This window comes from Streptomyces sp. NPDC051677 (assembly GCF_044453465.1).
Taxonomy (GTDB): Bacteria; Actinomycetota; Actinomycetes; order Streptomycetales; family Streptomycetaceae; genus Streptomyces.
In genome coordinates this window covers 45,559-64,873 of sequence record NZ_JBITCT010000045.1, presented here as the reverse complement: position 1 = coordinate 64,873, position 19,315 = coordinate 45,559, and the positions used below count along the sequence as shown (strand labels likewise).

Below are 19,315 nucleotides of genomic sequence, written 5' to 3'. Positions count from 1 at the left end.
GTCACAGCCCCATCCGTCGCTTGGAGGCGGCCGGGCGGACGTCCGCGAGGGACTCCACGACCCGGTCCACCATGCCGTACTCCCTGGCCTGCTCGGCCGTGAACCAGCGGTCGCGGTCGCCGTCCCGGGAGATGGTCTCCGGCGTCTGGCCGGTGTGCTCGGCGGTGAGCCGCTCCATGGTCCGCTTCAACTGCTCCAGGTTCTCCGCCTGGATCTCGATGTCCGCGGTGGTGCCGCCGATGCCCGCCGACGGCTGGTGCATCATGATCCGCGCGTTGGGCAGCGCGTAGCGCTTGCCGGGCGTGCCGACGCTGAGCAGGAACTGGCCCATGCTGGCCGCGAAGCCCATGGCGAGCGTCGAGACGTCGTTGGGGATCAGCCGCATCGTGTCGTAGATGGCGAGCCCCGCGTGCACCGACCCGCCCGGGCTGTTGATGCACAGCGCGATGTCGGTGCGCGGGTCCTCCGCCGACAGGATCAGCAGCTGCGCACAGACGCGGTTCGCGGAGACCTCGTCGACCTGCGTGCCGAGGAACACGATGCGCTGGGCGAGCAGTTGGGCGGCGAGGTGGTCGTCGAAGCGGGTGGGCAGGGTGTCGCTCTCCTGGGCTCGGGGAGCGAGCGTGGTCAGTGGAGTCATCGGTTCTCCTCGTCGTGGCGTGACTGCCGTCGACTCCACTCTTGACCTCGGGCGACGCCCGTACGCGATTTCTCTGCCCGCGGCAGATTCGCCCAGGGCAGAGCACGATCCGGGCGACCGCGCGGCACGACGACGGGGAGATCTGCCGCGGCCGGTCGGATGAATGCACGGCCCGAGCGATGAGTTCCGGCGCGAACCGCAGTCGACACTGATGACCGCGCTCCACGCCCAGGAGGTACTCATGACCACCGACGGTTTCACCACGTGTCTCTGGTTCGACGGCCAGGCCGAGGAGGCCGCCCACTACTACGTGTCGATCTTCAAGAACTCCAGCATCGGCAAGATCGGCCGCTACAACGAGGCCGGCCCCGGTCCGGCCGGGTCCGTGCTGGCCGTGGAGTTCACTGCCAACGGGCAGAAGTTCGTCGGAATCAACGGCGGCCCGGAGTTCACCTTCAGCGAGGCGATCTCCTTCCAGATCTTCTGCGCGGACCAGGAGGAGGTCGACTACTACTGGAACAAGCTCACCGAGAACGGCGGCGAGGCCGGCCCGTGCGGGTGGCTCAAGGACAAGTACGGCCTGTCCTGGCAGGTCATCCCCGACGGGCTGATCGAGATGATCGGCGACCCCGACGCCGAGAAGGCCGTCCGCACCACCAAGGCCATGTACGCCATGAGCAAGCTCGACATCGCCGCCCTGAAGAAGGTCTACGACGGAGCGTAGGAACCGGCCACGGGCGCACCGGCGGCCCTGGTCTCGGCCAGGATCTCCTTGATCACATGCCGGGAGTTCTCCGCCAGCGGCGGATTGGTCTCCCAGTAGTACGGCAGCTGGATCAGCGAGATGGACAGAGCCCAGCCCCGCCCGCGCGCCCACTCGGCGTCGTCCGCTCCCACGGCATCGCGGAAGACGCCGCGCGCCGACGCGGGCAGCAGGTTCCAGGCGACGATGAGGTCGACGGCCGGGTCGCCCACCCCGACGCCGCCGAAGTCGATCACAGCCGACAGTCGTCCGCCCTCGACCAGCACGTTCCCGGGCGAGAGATCCCCGTGGGCCCACACGGGCGGTTCCGTGCGCCCCGGCGCCCGCAGCGCCTCCTCCCACAGGGCGGTGACCGCGGCGGTGTCGATCCGCCCGTCCAGTTGAGCGAGGGCGTCGCGCGTCGGGGCGTCCCGCTCGGCCAGCGGCACACCCCGGTCGTTCGGCGGACCGCCCTGCGCCTCGATCCCGCGCAGGGCGGTGACGAACGCCGCCAGGTCCGCCGCCAGCGCCTCAGGCTGCTCGACGGCTCCGGCGACCGGATTACGGCCGTCCAGCCAGCCGTAGACCGACCAGGGCCAGGCGAACCCCTCACCCGGCCCGCCCTGCTCCAGCGGCACGGGCGTGGCGACGGACAGCCTCGGCCCCAGCCGGGCCAGCCAGTGCTGCTCGTGCGCCACGCTCTCGACGGCGTCGGGATGCCGGGGCAGCCGCACCACCTTGTCGGCGCCGAGCCGGAACATCGCGTTCTCCGTCCCGGAGGAGGCCAGCCGCCGTACGGGCAGTCCGGCCCACTGCGGGAACTGGGCGGCGACGAGCCGGCTCACCAGCGGGGCATCGAGGTCGACCTCGTCCGGACGCATCTTCGCAGCACACATGCGCCCCATTGCAAGGCGTCGACCCCCGTGCTGTCCAACGGAATTCAGACCCGGTCGGCCGCGATCAGCAGATACTGGAAGCTGCCGTTGCGGTAGGCGGTGAGGAACGTCTCCTCGATGCCGGTGACCAGATGGTCGGCCTGACTGCGCAGCTCCCAGTAGGGGATGGTCGCCTCGGTGAGGTCCTCCACATGGACCGGCACCAGCCGGTTGCGGGCCAGCGCCCGGAAGTAGGCCGAGCGCGGGTGGATGTCGCAGATGTAGTGGGCGTTGATGAGCGACACCTCGCGCGAGGCCTGCCCGTAGGCGTCGTTGTAGCAGCCGGTGATGACGACGTAGCGGCCGCCCCGGCGCAGCAGTCGGGCGTGCTCGGCGAACAGCAGGTCCAGCTCGACGTACATGGTCGACTCGTTGTTCCAGGACGCCGCGTACGCGCCGGACTCCAGGCCGGTGTCCAGCATGTTGCGGTGGTGGTACTGCACCTTGTCGTCGATGCCCCGCTTGCGGGCCTGTTCGTTGGCGAACTCGGCCTGTTTCGCGGAGATGGTGACGCCGTCCGCGTAGCAGCCGTGCCGCAGGTTCGCCACGACGCTGCCGCCGCCGCGACCGCAGCCGGCGTCGAAGACACGGTCGGCGGGAGTCAGCCGGCCGAGCCGGGCGGCCAGCAGTTCCGCCTGGGCGTGCTCCAGCCGGTGCAGTTCGGCGGTCACCCGCTCCCGGCGCAGATCGGGGTCGGGCTCGTCGAGCACGGTCCGGTCGGCCGCGCCGATGCCGTAGTGATGGTGGTAGAGGTCGTCGATCCTGCCGAGTTCGAGGTTGACCGGGTTCTCCTCGGCGTTCCAGTAGTCCGCGACGCGGTTCTGGTAGACCGACTGGGTCGGCAGCTGGACGGTCGCGGTCATCGCGTCAGGGGTCATCGCGTCAGGGGTCATGGCGTCAGGGGTCGTGGTCAACGTGGCTCCTCAGGATGTGGAATGTGACGATCTGTCAAGAAAGCGCTGGTCACCAGTAGTCGGGCAGGTGATAGCGGTGGGTGTTGGTGGCGTGCCACTCGTGGTTGCCGGCCACCCAGTCCGACAGCCCCTGGAGATAGCGCCCGACGAGCGGCGACAGAGCCGCCAGGGCGGTCGACTCCTCCTCGAACGCCTCCATGACCTCGTTGTGGATCTCGACCGCGCGCAGGTAGCCGGCCTTCAGACCACAGCGGCCATGGGCGGCCACGACCTGCGGCAGGTTGAGGTGGGTGGGATCGGAGGCCAGTTCCTTGGTGAAGGAGTACAGGTCGTTGACGATGGTGGTGGCGTTGCAGGCCAGTGCCGTGACCCGCTGGATCTCCGGGCGGGCGTACAGCTGCTCGGGCAGTTCGTAGCCGTCGACCGCGTCCACGAGGGACAGACAGGGCCGGAAGTTGTTGAACTGCCGCATCACCAGGTACTCCCAGACCTGTGGCCGGTACCGGGTCTCGCTCCAGGCGGCCTCGGCGAGGTAGCCCAGGTGCAGCCGCGCCATGTCGTGCACGAACCGGTCGGTCTGGCTGGGAGTGGCGAAGGCCGCGTAGTCCTTGAGCGCCCAGTAGTAGGAGCGCAGCGGACCGTCGGCCTGCATGCCCCGCTCCCATTCCTCCTGGAAGCCGGGCGGGCCGTGGAAGGGGTCCAGCGCCGACTGCGCGAGAACCAGCCGCCCGCCGAGTCCGCTGCGGGACGCGCCGCGCCCCTCGTCTTCCTCGCAGTAGCAGCTGTCGACCACGTTCTCCGCCAGCAGCAGCTTCCCGGCCGCCGTCAACCGGTCCAGGTCGAACGCGCCCGGGTGCTGGAGCACGACGGCGCGTCCGACCTGGAACCCCGCGAAGTCGCCGTCCCAGGCCGGCGGGAACAGATCGAGACCGCGCGCCCACTCCTCCAGCCGGCGGTCGACCTCCGCCGCCTTCACCGGGTCGGCGGGGGCGACCTCCCGGTATCGCAGCCCGGGAACGGCGCCCTGGCGGCGGGCCCGGATGCCCGCGGCGAGGCTCGGCGGCCCGGGCAGCGTGTACCCCGTGCTCACTCGGCCGTCCGGCCGATCTGGACGTTCTCCAGGACCCCGGCCGCGTCGGGGACGAGCAGCGCCATCGAGTAGTAGGCGGTGACCAGGTAGCGGATGATCGAGTTGCCGTCGATCCCCATGAACCGTGCGTTCAGGCCGGGCTGGAACTCCTCCGGGATGCCCGTCTGGTACAGGCCCACGACGCCCTGGTCGGCCTCGCCGGTGCGCAGCGCGATGATGCTGCTGGTGTGCTGCTCGGAGATCGGGATCTTGTTGCACGGGAAGATGGGCACCCCGCGCCAGGCCGGGATCTCGTGTCCGTCGACGGTGGCCGTGCCGGGCACCAGACCCCGCCGGTTGCACTGCCGGAAGAACGCCGCGATCGCCTTCGGATGGGCGAGGAAGAGCTTGGTCTTGCGCCGCATCGACAGCAGCTCGTCCATGTCGTCCGGGGTGGGCGGCCCGGTGAAGGCACTCACCCGCTGCCCGTAGTCGATGTTGTGCAGCAGCCCGAACTGCCGGTTGTTCACCAGCTCCCACTCCTGGCGCTCCCGGATCTCCTCGACGGTGAGCCGGAGCTGCTGCTGGGTCTGGTCCATCGGGTGGTTGTAGAGGTCGGCGACCCTGGTGTGCACCTTCAGCACGGTCTGGGTCAGCGACAACTCGTACTCGCGCGGCGAGAGTTCGTAGTCGACGAAGCCCGCCCCCAGCGTCGGCTCGCCCACATGGCCGGCCTGGATCGGCAGCTCGGCCTCGCCCTTGCGGTTCATCGGCCGCCGTTGCCGCTCCGCGTACGCCGACAGATGCGCCGCGAGCGACGGCACCCGGTCCACGAACTCCCGCAGCACGTCCCAGGGCAGCGCGAGGAGCACGCCCGAGGTGTCCGCGCGCACCGAGGTCAGCCACAGCGGGTCGTCCTGGCCGACGGCCTCGTCACCGAGCTGGTCGCCGCCGGACACCACCCCGACGATCTCCTCCTCGCCGTACTTGCCGGAGGCGTAGCGGGTGAACCGGCCGTGCACGACGAGATACGCCTCGGTCACGGGCTGACCGGCCTCGAAGATCACCTGGCCGGCCCGGACCTCCCGGGCCTGGAAGCGCGACGACAGTTCCCTCAGCGTCCCGTTGTCGGAGTAGCCGCGCAGCACGGGCAGCTCGGTCAGGGTCTCCGGAATCACCCGGACGTCGTCCCCGCCGTTCTGCTCGAAGTGCACCCGTCCCCGGCCGACCTTGAGCTGCAGGCGCCGGTTGACGCGGTACGTTCCGCCCTTGACGTCCACCCACGGCAGCCTGCGCAGCAGCCAGCGCGAGCTGATCGCCTGCATCTGGGGCTCTGACTTGTGGGTGGTGGCGAGCTGGCGGGCCGCCTGGGTGCTGAGGCTGGTGAGCTGTCCGGCGGCGGAGGGCTCGGGGTCGGGCTCGTCGAGGGTGGAACCGGTGGCACTGTCCGGTGTGGACACATTCCCTCCAGGAAGATCGGGTCGTGACGCGGGCACCAGCCAAGCACCCTCCGTGACGGGCGGGAACGGCGTGTAAGGGGCGGATGCGTGCGCCTGAAGGTGCAAACCGTGTGGATGATGCAGAAGGCGCATTCCGTGCCGTCCTGTGTCCGGGTGCGTGCCCCCGCACGCCGGTGATCAAGGGGATTGGGAGGCGCTGTTCACCGGGACGGAGCAACGGGCTCGGCGCGCGCGTCGACGGCCGGGTGACTAGCGTGAGGAACCGGACAATCCATCTCATCGGGAGGGCCGCGGTCATGGCCGTACGACCAGAGGGAGCCCCTTGCTGGGCCGACGCGATGTTCAGTGACCTGGAGGGCGCCAAGCGCTTCTACGGCGAGGTCCTGGGCTGGACCTTCGGCGAGGCGTCGTCGGAGTACGGGAACTACACACAGGCCTACGCCGACGGCAAGGCGGTCGCCGCCGTCGTCCCGCCGATGCCCGGCCAGGAGGGCCCGTCGCAGTGGTGCCTGTACCTCGCCTCCCCGGACGCCGCCGCGACCGCCCGCAAGATCCGCGACAACGGCGGCGAGGTGCTGATGGAGCCGATGAAGGTCGGCGACTTCGGCACGATGTGCCTGGGCCGCGAGCCCAGCGGCGCCCTCTTCGGCGTGTGGCAGGCGGGCGTCCACGAGGGCTTCGAGGCGCCGCCCGAGCAGCCCGGCGCCTTCTGCTGGGCCGAGTTCTTCACCCGAGAACCGCACAAGACGGACACGTTCCTCCCGGCCGTGTTCTCGTACACGGCCAAGCAGCTCCAGGACGACTCGGTCGACTTCCGGCTGTTCGAGATCGGCGGCGACATGGTCCTCGGCCGGATGAAGATGACGGAGGAGTTCCCGCCCGAGGTGCCGTCGTACGTCAACGTCTATTTCACCGTCGACAACTGCGACGACGCCGTGGCCAGGGCCGCCAAGCTGGGCGGCGTGCTGCGCTTCGGCCCGATGGACACCCCGTTCGGACGGTTCGCCGCGATCAGCGACCCGCAGGGCGCGAACTTCTCGGTGATCGACGTCACCACCACCGTGGGCGACATGCCGCAGACCGAGGACGTGTCCTAAGGGCTGTCCCGTAGGCGGGGGCCGGGCGCCCGGTCCGCTCATGGCATGATCGTGCGCATGCGTGAACGAGTGGTGGCCGCGTGCGACGGGGCTTCGAAGGGAAACCCGGGACCGGCGGGCTGGGCGTGGGTGGTGGCGGACGACGCGGAGACCCCCGCCCGCTGGGAGGCGGGCCCGCTCGGCAAGGCCACCAACAATGTCGCCGAACTCACCGCGCTGGAGCGTCTGTTGGCGTCGACCGACCCGGCTGTGCCGCTCGAGATCCGGATGGACTCGCAGTACGCCATGAAGGCCGTCACCACCTGGCTGCCCGGCTGGAAGCGCAACGGCTGGAAGACGTCCGCCGGCAAGCCGGTCGCCAACCAGGAGCTCGTCGTCCGCATCGACGAACTGCTCGACGGCCGCTCGGTCGACTTCCGCTACGTGCCCGCCCACCAGGTCGACGGCGACCCGCTCAACGACTTCGCCGACCGTGCCGCCAGCCAGGCGGCGAGCGTCCAGCAGCCGGCGGGCAGCGACCAGGGCTCCCCGGCGCCGCCGGCCTCGCCGGACACCCCCAAGCCGAAGTCCGCCCGCGCCACAGGAAGCAAGTCCCCCCGGCGCGGGGGGAGTTCGTCCTCCCGCACACTCAAGGCCAAGTTCCCCGGCCGCTGCGTGTGCGGCCGCGGCTACGCGGCCGGTGAGCAGATCGCCAAGAACGCGCAGGGCTGGGGACACCCGGAGTGCCGCGCCGCCGAGGCCTGATCAGGCGTCGAAGGTGTAGTGGGCCGTGTGGTCGAGCAGGGCCGCCGGGGTCGTGTCGTTCCACGGCTTCATCGTCTCGTCGAGGTCGACGACGTCCGGCGTCCCACCGCCCGGGACGTACGTCGACCCCGGATGACGGCGCTGCCACTCGGCCCACAGCTTGTCGACGTAGGCGTGGTGCAGCCAGAACACCGGGTCGTTGGGTGAGACCCCCGTCGCCATCTGCCCGCCGACCCACACATGGACCCGGTTGTGCAGGTTGACCCCGCGCCAGCCCTCCAGGTGATTGCGGAACCCGTCGGAGCCGCTGTTCCAGGGCGCCATGTCGTACGTCTGCATCGCCAGCACCGACTCGACCTCGGCCCGGGTCGGCAGCTCGCGCACGTTCGCCCCCAGCGCGCGCCGGAGATAGGTGCGGCCGTCCACCCGGACGTTGATCGGCCAGCCGCCCGCCGTCGCGGCGAACGGGCCGTCCATCACCCGGCCGTCCCGGCTGCGCCCGCTGCCGCCGAGGAAGTCCGGCGCCCACAGCGAGGCGCGCGTCGACCGGTCGGTCGACCAGTCCCAGTACGGCAGCGCCACCGACGCGTCCACCGACTGCAGCGCCCGCTCGAACTCCAGCAGGAATCTGCGGTGCCACGGCAGGAACGACGGCGAACGGTGGCCGGTGCGCTCGCCGTTGTCGGTGTCGCCGAGTATGAAGGCGTTGTGCGTGGTGACGAAGGCGTCGTAGCGGCCGCTGCGCTTGAGTTCGAGGACGGCGGCGACGAAGCGCCGCTTCTCGTCGGCGGTCAGAGACGCCTGGTTCTTGCGGACGGTCATGGTGCGGTGCTCCCAGTGTGCGTGAGGACAGGGCGGTCGGCCGGTCAGCCGGCGGGGAAGGGTTCGAGCCGGGCGCCCTGCAACTCGTCGACCGCGGCACGGGCGGCGGCCCGGGGGGTGGGCGCCGGGTCGTAGTGACGGACCACGCTGATCCAGGAGCCGTCGGCGTTGCGCATCACATGCAGCTCGACTCCGTCAATGAGCACGGCGTAGCCGCCGCCGTGGTGATGACCGCTCCCGGCGGCAGGCCGGCCCTGGATGCGGCGGCCCTTGTAGACCTCGTCGAACGAGTCGGGGGAGCCGTGAGAGCCGTGAGTGTCGTGGGAATCGTGCTCGCCGGCCCGGGCGGCGGGGACGGCGGCCAACTGGACACCGGCGACGACGGCCGTCGCGGTGAGTGCGCGACGACGGCTGAGTTCCGGCATGCGGGACCTCCTGGGGTGCGTTCGATTGACGGCCCCGCATGCCTATCGGCCGGGAGGAGAACGGGAGAAATCGGCAGCGGCGGGTTGGCTGCGATCCGGACAATCAATGACAAGTAGTGCAGTATTGAACGAAGATGATCTTGCCGTTCGCGGGACCCGCGGGAGGCGGAAGGGGTAATTCCTTTCCGCGTGAGCACCACTTCCGGTGGATTTTCGCGCACCGGCGCCTCGCTCGTGGTGTGGCTCACGTGGGAAAACTGGCGCGATCGGGCAGGCGGGGCGTCCGTCGGCCGATGCCCCGCACTGCTACCCTGCGTCGTCAATCCACCACGTCCGGTTAATTCCTAGGGGTGCGCGTGAAGGTCGCCTGTGTCGGCGGCGGGCCCGCCGGCCTGTATCTCTCGATCCTGCTCAAGCGGCAGGACCCGTCCCACGACATCACCGTCCACGAGCGCGACCCGGAGGGCTCGACCTACGGGTGGGGCGTCACCTACTGGCAGGGACTCCTCGACAGACTCCGCGCCTGTGACCCCGAGTCGGCGGACGCGATCGACGAGAGCTCCGTCCGCTGGAACGAAGGGGTGGCACACGTAAGGGATCTGGCGACCCGTCAGCCGGGTGACGAGGGGCACGGCATCGGCCGGCACAAGCTGCTGGAGATCCTCGCCGCCCGAGCCCGCGCCCTCGGCGTACGGATCGAGTACGAGAGCGAGATCACCGCCGAGGACCTGCCGGACGCCGACCTCGTCGTGGCCTGCGACGGCGTCCACAGCGCCCTGCGCACCCGCCATGCGGACGAGTTCGGCGCCGAACTCGCACCTGGTCGCAACTCCTACGTCTGGCTCGGCACCACCAAGGTCTTCGACTCCTTCACCTTCGCCTTCGTGGAGACCGAGCACGGCTGGATCTGGTGCTACGGCTACCCCTTCAGCTCCGAGCAGAGCACCTGCGTGATCGAATGCACCCCCGAGACCCTGGCCGGACTCGGCCTCGACCGGGCGAGCGAGGGCGACGGCCTCGCCGACCTGGAGAAGCTCTTCGCGCACATCCTCGACGGCCACCCCCTGATCGGTCGCGCGTCCGCCGCGGGCAGCGCCCAGTGGCTGACCTTCCGCACCCTCACCAACCGCACCTGGCGCCGCGACAGCCTCGTCCTCCTCGGCGACGCCGCGCACACCACCCACTACTCGATCGGCGCCGGCACCACCCTCGCCCTGGAGGACGCCATCGCCCTCGCCGACGCCCTGCGCGAGAGTACCGACCTCCCGCAGGCCCTCGCCCGCTACGAACAGGAACGCAAGTCGGCCCTGCTCTCCCCGCAGAGCGCCGCCCGCTACAGCGCCCAGTGGTACGAGAACCTCACCCGCTACATCGGCCTGCCCCCGGAGCAGATGTTCGCCCTGCTCGGTCAGCGCCACTCGCCGCTGCTGCCCTATGTGCCGCCCCAGCTGTACTACCGGCTCGACCGGGCCGCCGGGCGGCTGGAGGCCCTGCGCCGCTTCAAACGCTGGCTGGGCCCGAAGCTGGCGCGCGGCGCGCACACCCGGGCGCCGGCCTCCCGCGACTAGTCGGGGCCCCGCGCCCTAGGGGAACAGCCGACCGTGCAGCGGGGCGCGGAACACCCGGTGCGGGTCCAGCCGTTCGAGCGTGTCCGCCGCCTCGTCCCACGCGGAGCCGAAGGACTCCGGCACCGCCGTGCCCAGCACCTCCCCGTCGCTCCACACGGCCTCGTCCGTGTATCCCCAGCCCTTGGACCACTCCACCCGGGTGAGCGCGTGCCCGCCGTCGTAGGTCGCGAGCAGGAAGCGCTCCAGCTCGCGGTAGAAGGCGTCGGCGTACGGCGTTCCCGGCAGCGTCAGCACGTCCAGCCAGACGGCCGTGTCCCACTCGGGGTGGTCCGGGTCGGGCCGCAGCGCGGAGAGCGACGGCGCCCGGGCACCGGTGAGTCCGGCTTCGGCCGGGTCGTCGAGACCGGTCACCCGGATCTCCACGGAACCGTTGACGGGGAAGCGGCCCAGGGCGGCGTACGCGGTCAGCCGCTCCCGGTAGAAGGAGGTGAACTCGGCGACGACACGCTGCACTTGAGCCCGGCTCGTCAGCACCGCGTAGCCGTTGGCGTGCACCCGCAACGTGGTCGGCCTGATGTACAGCAGCGTGTTCTTCGACGGCCCCCAGACGTCCGCCGACAGGGTCGCCACGAGCCCGAGCGCCGCGACGTCCAGCTGCGCGTTGCCGAGCACCGGCGCCAGATACCAGGCCCCGTCCGCGACCATCCGCCCGGCCAGGTCCGCCACCGGCGTCGGGACGTTGTCGGAGAACGGGTAGGGGTACGGCGACGTCACGCGGCGCGAGGTGAGCGGCTTGGTCGGTTCGACGGACCACACCTTGAACCACGGAGACTCGGTGAACGCGAACCAGATGGCCTCCACCCGCCCCTCGGCCTCCAGGAAGCTCGCCAGTGTCCGCCCCGGCGTGCCCGGCGCCGCGAACAGCTCCTTCGCCGCAATGTCCGTACGGCTGACGCACCGCAGGTTGCTGTTCGCCCCCACCCGCAGCACTGCCTCGGTCACCAGCGACCGCCCGAGATGCGTGAGCAGCGCGGCGCAGTCCGCCTCGTCACGGCGGTACGTGCGCAGGCCGTACGCCCCGCTGTCGGCGTCCCACACCACGGCCGTCAGGGACAGCACCCGGTTGCTGAGCGAGCCGTAGGTCTGCCCGGGCAGCCGCTCCTCGCCCGCCGCCGGCACGGCGGTGCCGTGCGCGTCCACGGCGAGCGCGCCGCCCAGGGTGAGGTCGCCGGGGGCCGGCGAGGCGGTGACGCCGAGGCCGTGCCCTTCGAGAAAGGTGAGCAGCGCCTCCAGCGTGACACCCGTCCCTGCCCGCACCTCGTCGGACGCGACCAGGGTCAGATCCGTCAGATGCGGGGCGGTGTCGACGAGCAGGACCGGCGCGTCCGCCGACGTGCCCTCCTCGACGGTCAGCGGCGACCAGCCGTGCGCCGCGCCCCGGGGCCGTGCCGTCCAGCCGTGCCGCCAGGCCCAGTTGACGACGTCGACCACCTGGTCCGGGGTCGCCGGCGCGCACGCCCACAGCCCGGTCACGGTGATCTCGCCGTCCCAGTTGCGGTACGCCGTACGGGAGAGGGGGACGTCCACGGGGAAGTCCGGCAGTTCCTGCGCGGCGACCGCCGGGTCGGCGGCCACCAGGGCGGGGACGGCGGCCAGGGCCGCGGTCGCGGTGCGCAGAAGGCCGCGGCGGGTCCAAGACGGGTCCCCCGGCTGATGGTTGCTCACTGAACGATCAGTCACGGGCTCACGCTAGGGGCCCGTCGACCCATGCGGCCGCTCTGTCGAACACCGTCACTCTTGTGGGTGAAGGATTCACAGGTGACGGCCCGGAGCGGCCCGTTCCGCACCGGGTGCCCCCGGATGACAGACTGACCTCATGGACGAGCGCGAATTCGGTAGGTCTGGTCAGCACGCATCCGTCGTCGGTCTCGGCACCTGGCAACTGGGCGCCGACTGGGGAGACGTCGACGACAAGGAGGCCCTGACGGTTCTGGAGGCGGCCGCCGAGTCGGGCGTCACCTTCTTCGACACCGCCGACGTCTACGGCGACGGACGCAGCGAGCAGACCATCGCCGCCTTCCTGAGCGGCCGACCCGACCTGCACGTGCTGGTCGCCACCAAGATGGGCCGCCGGGTCGAACAGATCCCCGAGAACTACGTCCTGGACAACTTCCGCGCCTGGAACGACCGCTCCCGCCGCAACCTCGGCATCGACCGCATCGACCTCGTCCAGCTGCACTGCCCGCCCACCCCCGTCTACTCCAGCGACGAGGTCTTCGACGCCCTCGACACCCTCGTCGAGGAGGAGCGCATCGCCCACTACGGCGTCAGCGTGGAGACCTGTGCCGAGGCCCTCACCGCGATCGCCCGGCCGGGCGTGGCGAGCGTGCAGATCATCCTCAACCCGTTCCGCCTGAAACCCCTGTACGAGGTGCTCCCGGCGGCCCGCGAGGCCGGCGTCGGCATCATCGCCCGCGTCCCGCTCGCCTCCGGACTGCTCTCGGGCAAGTACACCGAGGACACCGTCTTCCCGGACAACGACCACCGCACCTACAACCGGCACGGCGAGGCCTTCGACCAGGGCGAGACCTTCTCCGGCGTCGACTACGCCACCGGCGTCCGGGCCGCCGTCGAGTTCGCGGCCCTCGCCCCCGAGGGGTACACCCCGGCCCAGCTGGCGCTGCGCTGGATCATCCAGCAGCCCGGTGTGACCAGCGTGATCCCGGGCGCCCGCTCGCCCGAGCAGGCCCGCGCCAACGCGGCCGCCGCCAAGCTCCCGGAGCTGTCCGAGCAGACCCTCGCGGCCGTCCGCGACCTGTACGACCGGCGCATCAAGGAGCAGGTCGAGGGACGCTGGTAGGCCACCCGGGCGGTGATCGGGGGACGATCGCCGCCCACGGGGTACTCGCCGGGAGAGAGCACCGAGGAGGTACTCGAACCGGGCGGAGGAGGCCAGGTGACGGACGCGGCGGGAGCCGAGCGGCGCAGGGGGCGCGACGAGACCGAAGAGGAGCGAGCCGACCGCATGTGGGGGGAGCTCATCCAGGAGGTCCGCGTCGCCCAGACAGGCGTGCAGATCCTCTTCGGCTTCCTGCTGACGGTGGTGTTCACCCCGCGCTACGCGGACCTGGCCCACACCGACCAGGTCATCTACATCGTGACCGTCTGCCTGGGCGCCTGCTCGACCGGCGCGCTCATCGGCCCCGTGTCCCTGCACCGTCTGGTCGCCGGGCGGCGGGTGAAGCCGCAGGCGGTGCGGTGGGCGTCCCGGCTGACCCTCGTCGGCCTGATCCTGCTGCTCGCCACCATGACCGCCTCGCTGCTGCTGATCCTGCGCGTGGCCACCCACGACGACTACGTGCCCTGGCTGGTCTCCGGCGTGGTCACCTGGTACGCGCTGTGCTGGTTCGTGCTGCCGCTGTGGACCCGGCGCCGCTATACGACACAGTGACGCCGGGTGACGCCGGCAGCGACCCCCGCCGGCGGCAGGCGTACGGCTCTACCCGCCGTACGGCTGCCCGGCTGCGGCGGCGCTGCCGCGGGCGCCGCGCAGCGCGGTGATGCAGCTGCCGATCGCCTGCTGGAGCTCCTCCAACTGCTGCACCATGTCGTCCTCGTAGAAGTCCTGCGCGTCGACGTCGTCGAAGGTGAGCTCCTCGAAAACCTTCGTCGCCCGCTGCAGGCTGCTGTAGAACTTCGTGCGCCGTTCCTGGACGCGCAGCTCGGGATCGGCCTCCACGGTCTCCACGACGAGGCTCTTCATCGTGTCGTAGGCCTCGGTGGCCCACTCACCGGCGTCCTCGTGGTCGTCCAGCTCGTCGAGCAGCGAGAGGTGCCGCTCGGCCTCCTGACGCAGCTCGACGGGTGCGTCGATGGTCTGCCCGGCGGGAGTCTTCACCTGGCCGGACTCGGCGATCTGACGGACGTAGCCGATCCGGTCGGCCGAGCGGCTCTCGCTCGCCACGGCCTTCTTGAGGTCGTCGGTGCGCACGACGTCACGGGCCAGCTCGGCCTGGAGGTCCGGGTCCTCCTTGATGCGGTCCAGGAGCGCGGCGCGGGCCGCGCGGGCGGTCGAGGGGTCGGCGAGGATCGCGGCGCGCAGGGCGGTGGGGTTCTCCGCGACCTCCAGCGCCTTCGTCGGGCGGATGCCCTCGGCCTCGGCGGCCTCCGCGATCGCGGTGCCGCGCTCGGAGGAGGCACTGGAACGGGAGACGTAGTAGGTGAGCCACACGTCGGCGTCCGGCAGTTCGACCTCCTGGCCCGGCGCCAGCTCCTCGAAGTGCGGGACGAGACCGTCGTCGGCGGCCCGGTCCCAGGCCTTGTAGTAGCGCATGACGCGATCGGCGGAGCAGCCCGCCAGCTCCGCGAACTCCTTCGCCGGCACCTTCGGCGTCTCGTCCGCGCTCTGCCCGCCCGGCCGGACGCTGCGCGCCACCATCAGGCCGAAGGCCCACCCGCCGGTCCGCGCGTAGACGCCGAACTCGCGGGCGTCGCGCGCCACGAGGTCGGACAGGGGCGCCGGGGGCGTCTCGGCGGGCGCCTCGACGGACTTCTGGGCGGACGTCTCGGGCAGGTCGATCGCCAGGGTCACGGATGACTCTCCTCTGCGGGCTGCTGAACGTAGGATCGGCACTGCGAGAGTGCAGACCGGCAGCCTATATGGGCCCATTGGCGATGCTTTGACAGACCCGCGTGCGGGTGTGGAGCCCGTCAGCCGAGGGCGTCGCGCAGTGCGGGCAGCAGGGTCTTCTCCGCCCAGTCCAGGTACGCGGGCTGCGAGTCGCCGCCGATCTGCACCAGGGCGATCTCCGTGAACCCGGCTTCGGTGTACGGGCGTACGGCCTCGACGAAGTCGTCCGGATCGTCGCCGCAGGGGATCGCCGAGGCGACGTCGTCCGGTGTCACGAACTGGGTGGCCGACTCGAAGGAGTCCGGGTGCGGCAGTTCGGAGTTCACCTTCCAGCCGTTGCCGAACCAGCGGAACTGCGCGTGCGCCCGCTTCACGGCCGTGTCCCGGTCGGCGTCGTGGCAGACCGGGAGCTGGCCCACGCGCGGCTTGCCCTGGCCGCCGTGCCGGTCGAACGCCTCCAGCAGACCGGCCTTGGGCTCGGTGGCGATCACCAGATCGGCCAGCCTGCCCGCCAGTTCGCAGGACTGCTCGCCGGAGACGGCGATGCCGATCGGCGGCGGCTCGTCGGGGAGGTCCCACAGCCGGGCCGAGTCCACGTCGTAGTGGGTGCCGTGGCGCGTCACGTGTCCGCCACCGAAGAGCGCGCGGATGATCTCCACGGCCTCCTCCAGCATCTCGTGCCGCACGTCCACCGTGGGCCAACCACCGCCCACCACATGCTCGTTGAGGTTCTCTCCGGCGCCGAGCCCCAGCCGGAACCGCCCCTCGGACAGCAGCTGCATCGTCGCCGCCTTCTGCGCTGCCACCGCCGGGTGGTAGCGGAAGGACGGGCACGTCACGTACGTCATCAACGGAATGCGCGACGTGGCATGGGCGGCGGCTCCGAGCACGCTCCATGCGTACGGTGAGTGCCCCTGCGCGCGCAGCCAGGGGAAGTAGTGGTCCGACGTCACCGAGAAGTCGAAGCCCACCTCCTCGGCGCGTACCACGTGGTCGACCAGTTCACGAGGGCCGGCCTGTTCGGTCATCATCGTGTATCCGATTCGCACCATAGGGGCCGAGTCCCCGGCCGCCGGGGGAGGAAACGGGCCACCGGTGACCTGAAAGAGCCGTCGATCATCGTCCGCAGTCCGGGCAGGATGCAGGTATGAGCGCCCGCCCACTGCCTTCCGGCACCCCGTCCGCCGAGGGCGTCGACGCCCTCGGCGTCCTCGCCTTCCTCGACGCCGTGGAGGCGGCCGAGACCGTCGAGCCGCACAGCCTGATGATCCTGCGCCACGGCCGGCTCGTCGCCGCCGGCTGGTGGGAGCCGTACACCCCCGACCGGCTCCACCTGCTGTACTCGCTGAGCAAGAGCTTCACGTCGACGGCCGCCGGGTTCGCCGTCGCCGAGGGACTCGTCGACCTCGACGATCCGGTCCTGTCGTACTTCCCGGAGTTCGACGCGGACATCACCGACCCGCGCAGCCGCGCCATGCTGGTGCGGCACGTGGCGGCGATGGCCAGCGGGCACGAGGCGGAGACCTACGAGCGGGCGCGCGCGCTCGACCCCGACGACCCGGTCCGCGGCTTCCTGCTGCTGCCGCCGGACCGCGACCCGGGAACCGTGTTCGCGTACAACCAGCCCGCCACCTTCACGCTCGCCGCGATCCTGCAGCGCGTCACGGGGCAGTCGCTCACCGCCTATCTGCGGCCGCGCCTGCTGGACCCGCTCGGCATCGGCGAGGTCGCCTGGCTCACCGGCCGGTCCGGGCGCGAGCTCGGCTTCAGCGGTCTGCACGGCACCACCGACGCGATCGCCCGGCTGGGACAGCTGTACCTGGACGAGGGAGTGTGGGAGGGCGAGCGGCTGCTGTCGCGGGAGTGGGTCGCCGAGGCGACGCGCGAGCAGGTGGCCACCGCGCCCGGCACGGCGGCCGACGCGGACCGCCTGGACTGGGACCGCGGCTACGGCTTCCAGTTCTGGCGTTCCCGGCACGGCTACCGCGGCGACGGCGCCTACGGACAGTTCTGCCTCGTCCTGCCCGAGTACGACGCCGTGATCGCCACGACCGCGGCGACGAACGACATGCAGGCCCTGCTCACCCTAGTCTGGGAGCACCTGCTGCCCGCGTTCCGGCCGCAGCCGCTGACCGGCCGCGAGGACGCCGACGCGGCCCTCGCACAGCGTCTGGCCAGGCTCGCGCTCCCCCCGGCCCCCGGAAAGCCCGCACCGCCGGAGCGGGACGGGGAATGGTCGGGCGCCGCATTCACCCCCCACGGCGGTGCCTGCCAGGCCGTGCCGGAGCTGACCGGCGCCGCAGTCGCCAAGGGCCCGGACGGCTGGACGCTGAGCCTGGTCGAGGATCCGGACGGCCCGCGCCTGGAGGCGCCCCTGGGCTTCGGCGGCTGGCAGGTGACCGACGAGCCGCTGCCCATCGCCGTGAGCGGCGGGTGGACCGACGGCGACTCGCTCACCGCGCACATCGCCTTCCTCGAGACCCCGCACCGGCTGCGGGTGACGTGCTCCCTCTCCGAGCGGACCTTCACCGCCGGCTGGGACACGGAGCCCCTGCACGGCGGCGCGCTGCGCTCGCTGCGCGCCCCCCGGCCGTCGGGACGCTCAGGCGGCTGAACCCGGCCGGAACGTCCGCAGGAACGTCTCCAGGGCCTGCCGGTTCGCGCTCTTGTCCCAGTCCGCGGCGGGCGTCGTCCAGCGCAGCGAGAAGCTGCGGTGCCCGCCCAGGAGGAAGCCCCGGCCGAACGTGCGCACCTGTGTGCCGTCGACGTCCTGGAGCCACTCCATGTCGGCGGCCTTGTACCCCTGGTACGTCGTCCCCTCGATGTCGCCGAGCCGCCGGAAACCGTCGGCCTTCTTCAGGTTGGGCTCGACCTCGTCGCGCCAGATGGCCACCGGGTCCGGTCCGGCGCTCTCGCTGTAGGTCACCGCGAGGGTGCGCGGGTCGCCCGTCGCCCCGAAGGTGATCCGGTACGCCTGATCGGCGCCGCGCACCGTTTCCAGCCGCTTCCAGCCCGCGGGCAGGGCGACCGAGAAGCCCTCGGGCGCACGGTAGACGCGGAAGCCGGCCGGGAGGGCGTCGGCGGAGGCCGACGGCGGCGCCGAGGGGGAGGCGTCCGGAGACGTGCTGGGGGAGGTGCTGGGGGACGGGCTGCCCGAGGCGGTGGGGGGCGGAGTCGGAGTGGGCGTCACGGGGGCTCTGTCGCCGACGTCCTCGCTCGGCGACCCGGCGGACGCGGACGGCCGGGCCTGCGCACCGCCCGACGCCGTGTCGTCGCCGTCCGGCAGTTGGTGGGTCACGGCGAGCGCGGCGACCGCCACGGTGACCACGGCCAGGGCCGTCCCGGCTGCCATGGCCCGGCCGCTCCACTGCGGACCGATGTGCCGGGCCGCGGCGCACGCCCGCTTCAGCTTGGGGGCCGGCATCACCCCGTGCGGGTCCTCGTCCAGCACCCGGGTGAGGGACTGGCGTACGACCGTCCGGGTCAGCCGCTCCCGGGAGTCCTTGCGCAGCAGCCCCTGCACGGTCCCGGTGAGCGGGCCCGCGCGCAGCGGGGTGCGCAGCGGCAGCCGGTCCACGCCCTTCAGCGTGCTCTCCGGCCGGTCCCGGTCGCGGTACGGCGGCCGTCCCTCGACCATCGTGTAGAGGATGGCGCCCAGCGCCCACAGGTCGGCCGCCGGACCGATCCGCTCGTCCCGGGCCTGCTCGGGCGAGGCGTACGCCGGCGCCGCGACCCGTGGGGCGAGGGTCGCGCCCGCCAGCCCGAAGCCGGTGAGGACGAGCGGGCCGCGGGCCCGCAGGAAGACCTGACCGGGGCTCAGCTCGCCGTGGGTGATGCCCTCACCGTGCGCGGTCTCGAGCACGTCGAGCAGCTCCAGCCCGATCGCCGCGGCTCGCGCCGGACTGAACGACCCCTTCTGCGCGAGGAGTTGCCCCAGCGGCAGGCCGTCGATCCACTCGGTGACGGTCCACAGCGAACCCTCCTCCTGCACGGCGTCCACGACCGCGGCGATCCGGCCGGGGCACAGCCGCGCCACCGTCTCCGACATCCGCAGGACCCGGTCGGCGGCCTGACGTGCCTTCTCCTCGCCCTGATCGGGGGGCAGTCCGATCCGGGTGACCAGGCACGGCCGCGCGGCTCCGGTGTCCTCGACGTACTCGCCGTACCAGCTGACGCGGTTCGTCTCCTGGTGGACGATGTCGAGCAGCCGGTACCTCCCGGCCACCAACTCGTGCGTGGAGACGTGCGTCTTGACCATGGCCATCCCTC

18 protein-coding genes are annotated in these 19,315 nt (G+C 71.5%); 7 read left to right on the top strand and 11 right to left on the bottom strand.

The genetic code is table 11. The features are described from left to right. Position 1: 1 nt before the first annotated feature. Positions 2-640: an ATP-dependent Clp protease proteolytic subunit gene (locus ACIBAF_RS38305; RefSeq protein WP_399469495.1), complete on the bottom strand. Its 639-nt coding sequence runs from the start codon at positions 638-640 to the stop codon at positions 2-4. A 241-nt stretch (positions 641-881) separates the two neighbouring features. Between ACIBAF_RS38305 and ACIBAF_RS38300 the strand changes: the two genes are divergently transcribed. Then, positions 882-1,364 carry a VOC family protein gene (locus tag ACIBAF_RS38300; RefSeq protein ID WP_399469493.1) on the top strand — a complete coding sequence of 161 codons (483 nt, stop codon included), beginning with the start codon at positions 882-884 and terminating at the stop codon, positions 1,362-1,364. Here ACIBAF_RS38300 and ACIBAF_RS38295 read toward each other — a convergent pair. The 4 genes from ACIBAF_RS38295 to ACIBAF_RS38280 form a co-directional block, all read right to left on the bottom strand. After that, positions 1,349-2,278: an aminoglycoside phosphotransferase family protein gene (locus ACIBAF_RS38295; protein WP_399469491.1), complete on the bottom strand. Its 930-nt coding sequence runs from the start codon at positions 2,276-2,278 to the stop codon at positions 1,349-1,351. The two genes, ACIBAF_RS38300 and ACIBAF_RS38295, sit on opposite strands and share 16 nt — an antisense overlap. A gap of 44 nt (positions 2,279-2,322) precedes the next feature. Further along, positions 2,323-3,195, bottom strand: a complete 873-nt coding sequence (locus ACIBAF_RS38290) for a geranyl diphosphate 2-C-methyltransferase (RefSeq protein ID WP_399469557.1) — start codon at positions 3,193-3,195, stop codon at positions 2,323-2,325. A gap of 85 nt (positions 3,196-3,280) precedes the next feature. Further along, the gene (locus ACIBAF_RS38285; RefSeq protein ID WP_399469489.1) at positions 3,281-4,321 is read right to left on the bottom strand and encodes a family 2 encapsulin nanocompartment cargo protein terpene cyclase; all 1,041 of its coding nucleotides are present in this window, start codon (positions 4,319-4,321) and stop codon (positions 3,281-3,283) included. Then, positions 4,318-5,760 (bottom strand): family 2B encapsulin nanocompartment shell protein, encoded by a 1,443-nt coding sequence (locus ACIBAF_RS38280; RefSeq protein WP_399469487.1) that lies wholly within the window; start codon positions 5,758-5,760, stop codon positions 4,318-4,320. Before ACIBAF_RS38280 ends, ACIBAF_RS38285 begins: the two co-directional genes overlap by 4 nt. A gap of 296 nt (positions 5,761-6,056) precedes the next feature. Between ACIBAF_RS38280 and ACIBAF_RS38275 the strand changes: the two genes are divergently transcribed. Together ACIBAF_RS38275 and ACIBAF_RS38270 are read left to right on the top strand one after the other, a co-directional pair. Beyond that, positions 6,057-6,857 carry a VOC family protein gene (locus tag ACIBAF_RS38275; RefSeq protein WP_399469485.1) on the top strand — a complete coding sequence of 267 codons (801 nt, stop codon included), beginning with the start codon at positions 6,057-6,059 and terminating at the stop codon, positions 6,855-6,857. 45 nt (positions 6,858-6,902) lie between these two features. After that, on the top strand, positions 6,903-7,601 hold the full coding sequence (locus ACIBAF_RS38270) for a ribonuclease H (protein WP_399469483.1): 699 nt from the start codon (positions 6,903-6,905) through the stop codon (positions 7,599-7,601). Here the strand turns inward: ACIBAF_RS38270 and ACIBAF_RS38265 are convergent, their stop codons facing one another. Both ACIBAF_RS38265 and ACIBAF_RS38260 read right to left on the bottom strand, forming a co-directional pair. Continuing rightward, the gene (locus ACIBAF_RS38265; protein ID WP_399469481.1) at positions 7,602-8,423 is read right to left on the bottom strand and encodes a tyrosinase family protein; all 822 of its coding nucleotides are present in this window, start codon (positions 8,421-8,423) and stop codon (positions 7,602-7,604) included. It abuts the gene before it with no gap. A 44-nt stretch (positions 8,424-8,467) separates the two neighbouring features. After that, the gene (locus ACIBAF_RS38260; RefSeq protein WP_399469479.1) at positions 8,468-8,848 is read right to left on the bottom strand and encodes a tyrosinase cofactor; all 381 of its coding nucleotides are present in this window, start codon (positions 8,846-8,848) and stop codon (positions 8,468-8,470) included. 356 nt (positions 8,849-9,204) lie between these two features. Here ACIBAF_RS38260 and ACIBAF_RS38255 point away from each other — a divergent pair, with 356 nt between their 5' ends. After that, positions 9,205-10,416: an FAD-dependent monooxygenase gene (locus ACIBAF_RS38255; RefSeq protein WP_399469477.1), complete on the top strand. Its 1,212-nt coding sequence runs from the start codon at positions 9,205-9,207 to the stop codon at positions 10,414-10,416. 15 nt (positions 10,417-10,431) lie between these two features. Here the strand turns inward: ACIBAF_RS38255 and ACIBAF_RS38250 are convergent, their stop codons facing one another. Then, a complete protein-coding gene (locus tag ACIBAF_RS38250; RefSeq protein WP_399469475.1) occupies positions 10,432-12,156 on the bottom strand; it encodes a cholesterol oxidase substrate-binding domain-containing protein in 1,725 nt (574 codons plus the stop codon). A gap of 136 nt (positions 12,157-12,292) precedes the next feature. On the opposite strand from ACIBAF_RS38250, the gene ACIBAF_RS38245 reads away from it, so the two are divergent. Beyond that, complete coding sequence (locus tag ACIBAF_RS38245; RefSeq protein WP_399469473.1) at positions 12,293-13,276, top strand: aldo/keto reductase; 984 nt, start codon at positions 12,293-12,295, stop codon at positions 13,274-13,276. Positions 13,277-13,441: 165 nt separating this feature from the next. Continuing rightward, positions 13,442-13,867, top strand: coding sequence for a DUF6328 family protein (locus ACIBAF_RS38240; RefSeq protein WP_399469555.1), 426 nt, complete (start codon positions 13,442-13,444; stop codon positions 13,865-13,867). A gap of 48 nt (positions 13,868-13,915) precedes the next feature. Here the strand turns inward: ACIBAF_RS38240 and ACIBAF_RS38235 are convergent, their stop codons facing one another. Next, complete coding sequence (locus ACIBAF_RS38235) at positions 13,916-15,007, bottom strand: hypothetical protein (RefSeq protein WP_399469471.1); 1,092 nt, start codon at positions 15,005-15,007, stop codon at positions 13,916-13,918. A 119-nt stretch (positions 15,008-15,126) separates the two neighbouring features. Continuing rightward, positions 15,127-16,098, bottom strand: a complete 972-nt coding sequence (locus tag ACIBAF_RS38230; protein WP_399469469.1) for an LLM class F420-dependent oxidoreductase — start codon at positions 16,096-16,098, stop codon at positions 15,127-15,129. Between the two features lie 95 nt (positions 16,099-16,193). Here ACIBAF_RS38230 and ACIBAF_RS38225 point away from each other — a divergent pair, with 95 nt between their 5' ends. After that, a complete protein-coding gene (locus ACIBAF_RS38225; protein ID WP_399469467.1) occupies positions 16,194-17,660 on the top strand; it encodes a serine hydrolase domain-containing protein in 1,467 nt (488 codons plus the stop codon). Here the strand turns inward: ACIBAF_RS38225 and ACIBAF_RS38220 are convergent. After that, positions 17,649-19,310, bottom strand: coding sequence for a serine/threonine protein kinase (locus tag ACIBAF_RS38220; RefSeq protein WP_399469465.1), 1,662 nt, complete (start codon positions 19,308-19,310; stop codon positions 17,649-17,651). The genes ACIBAF_RS38225 and ACIBAF_RS38220 overlap by 12 nt on opposite strands. Between the last annotated feature and the right edge of the window lie 5 nt (positions 19,311-19,315).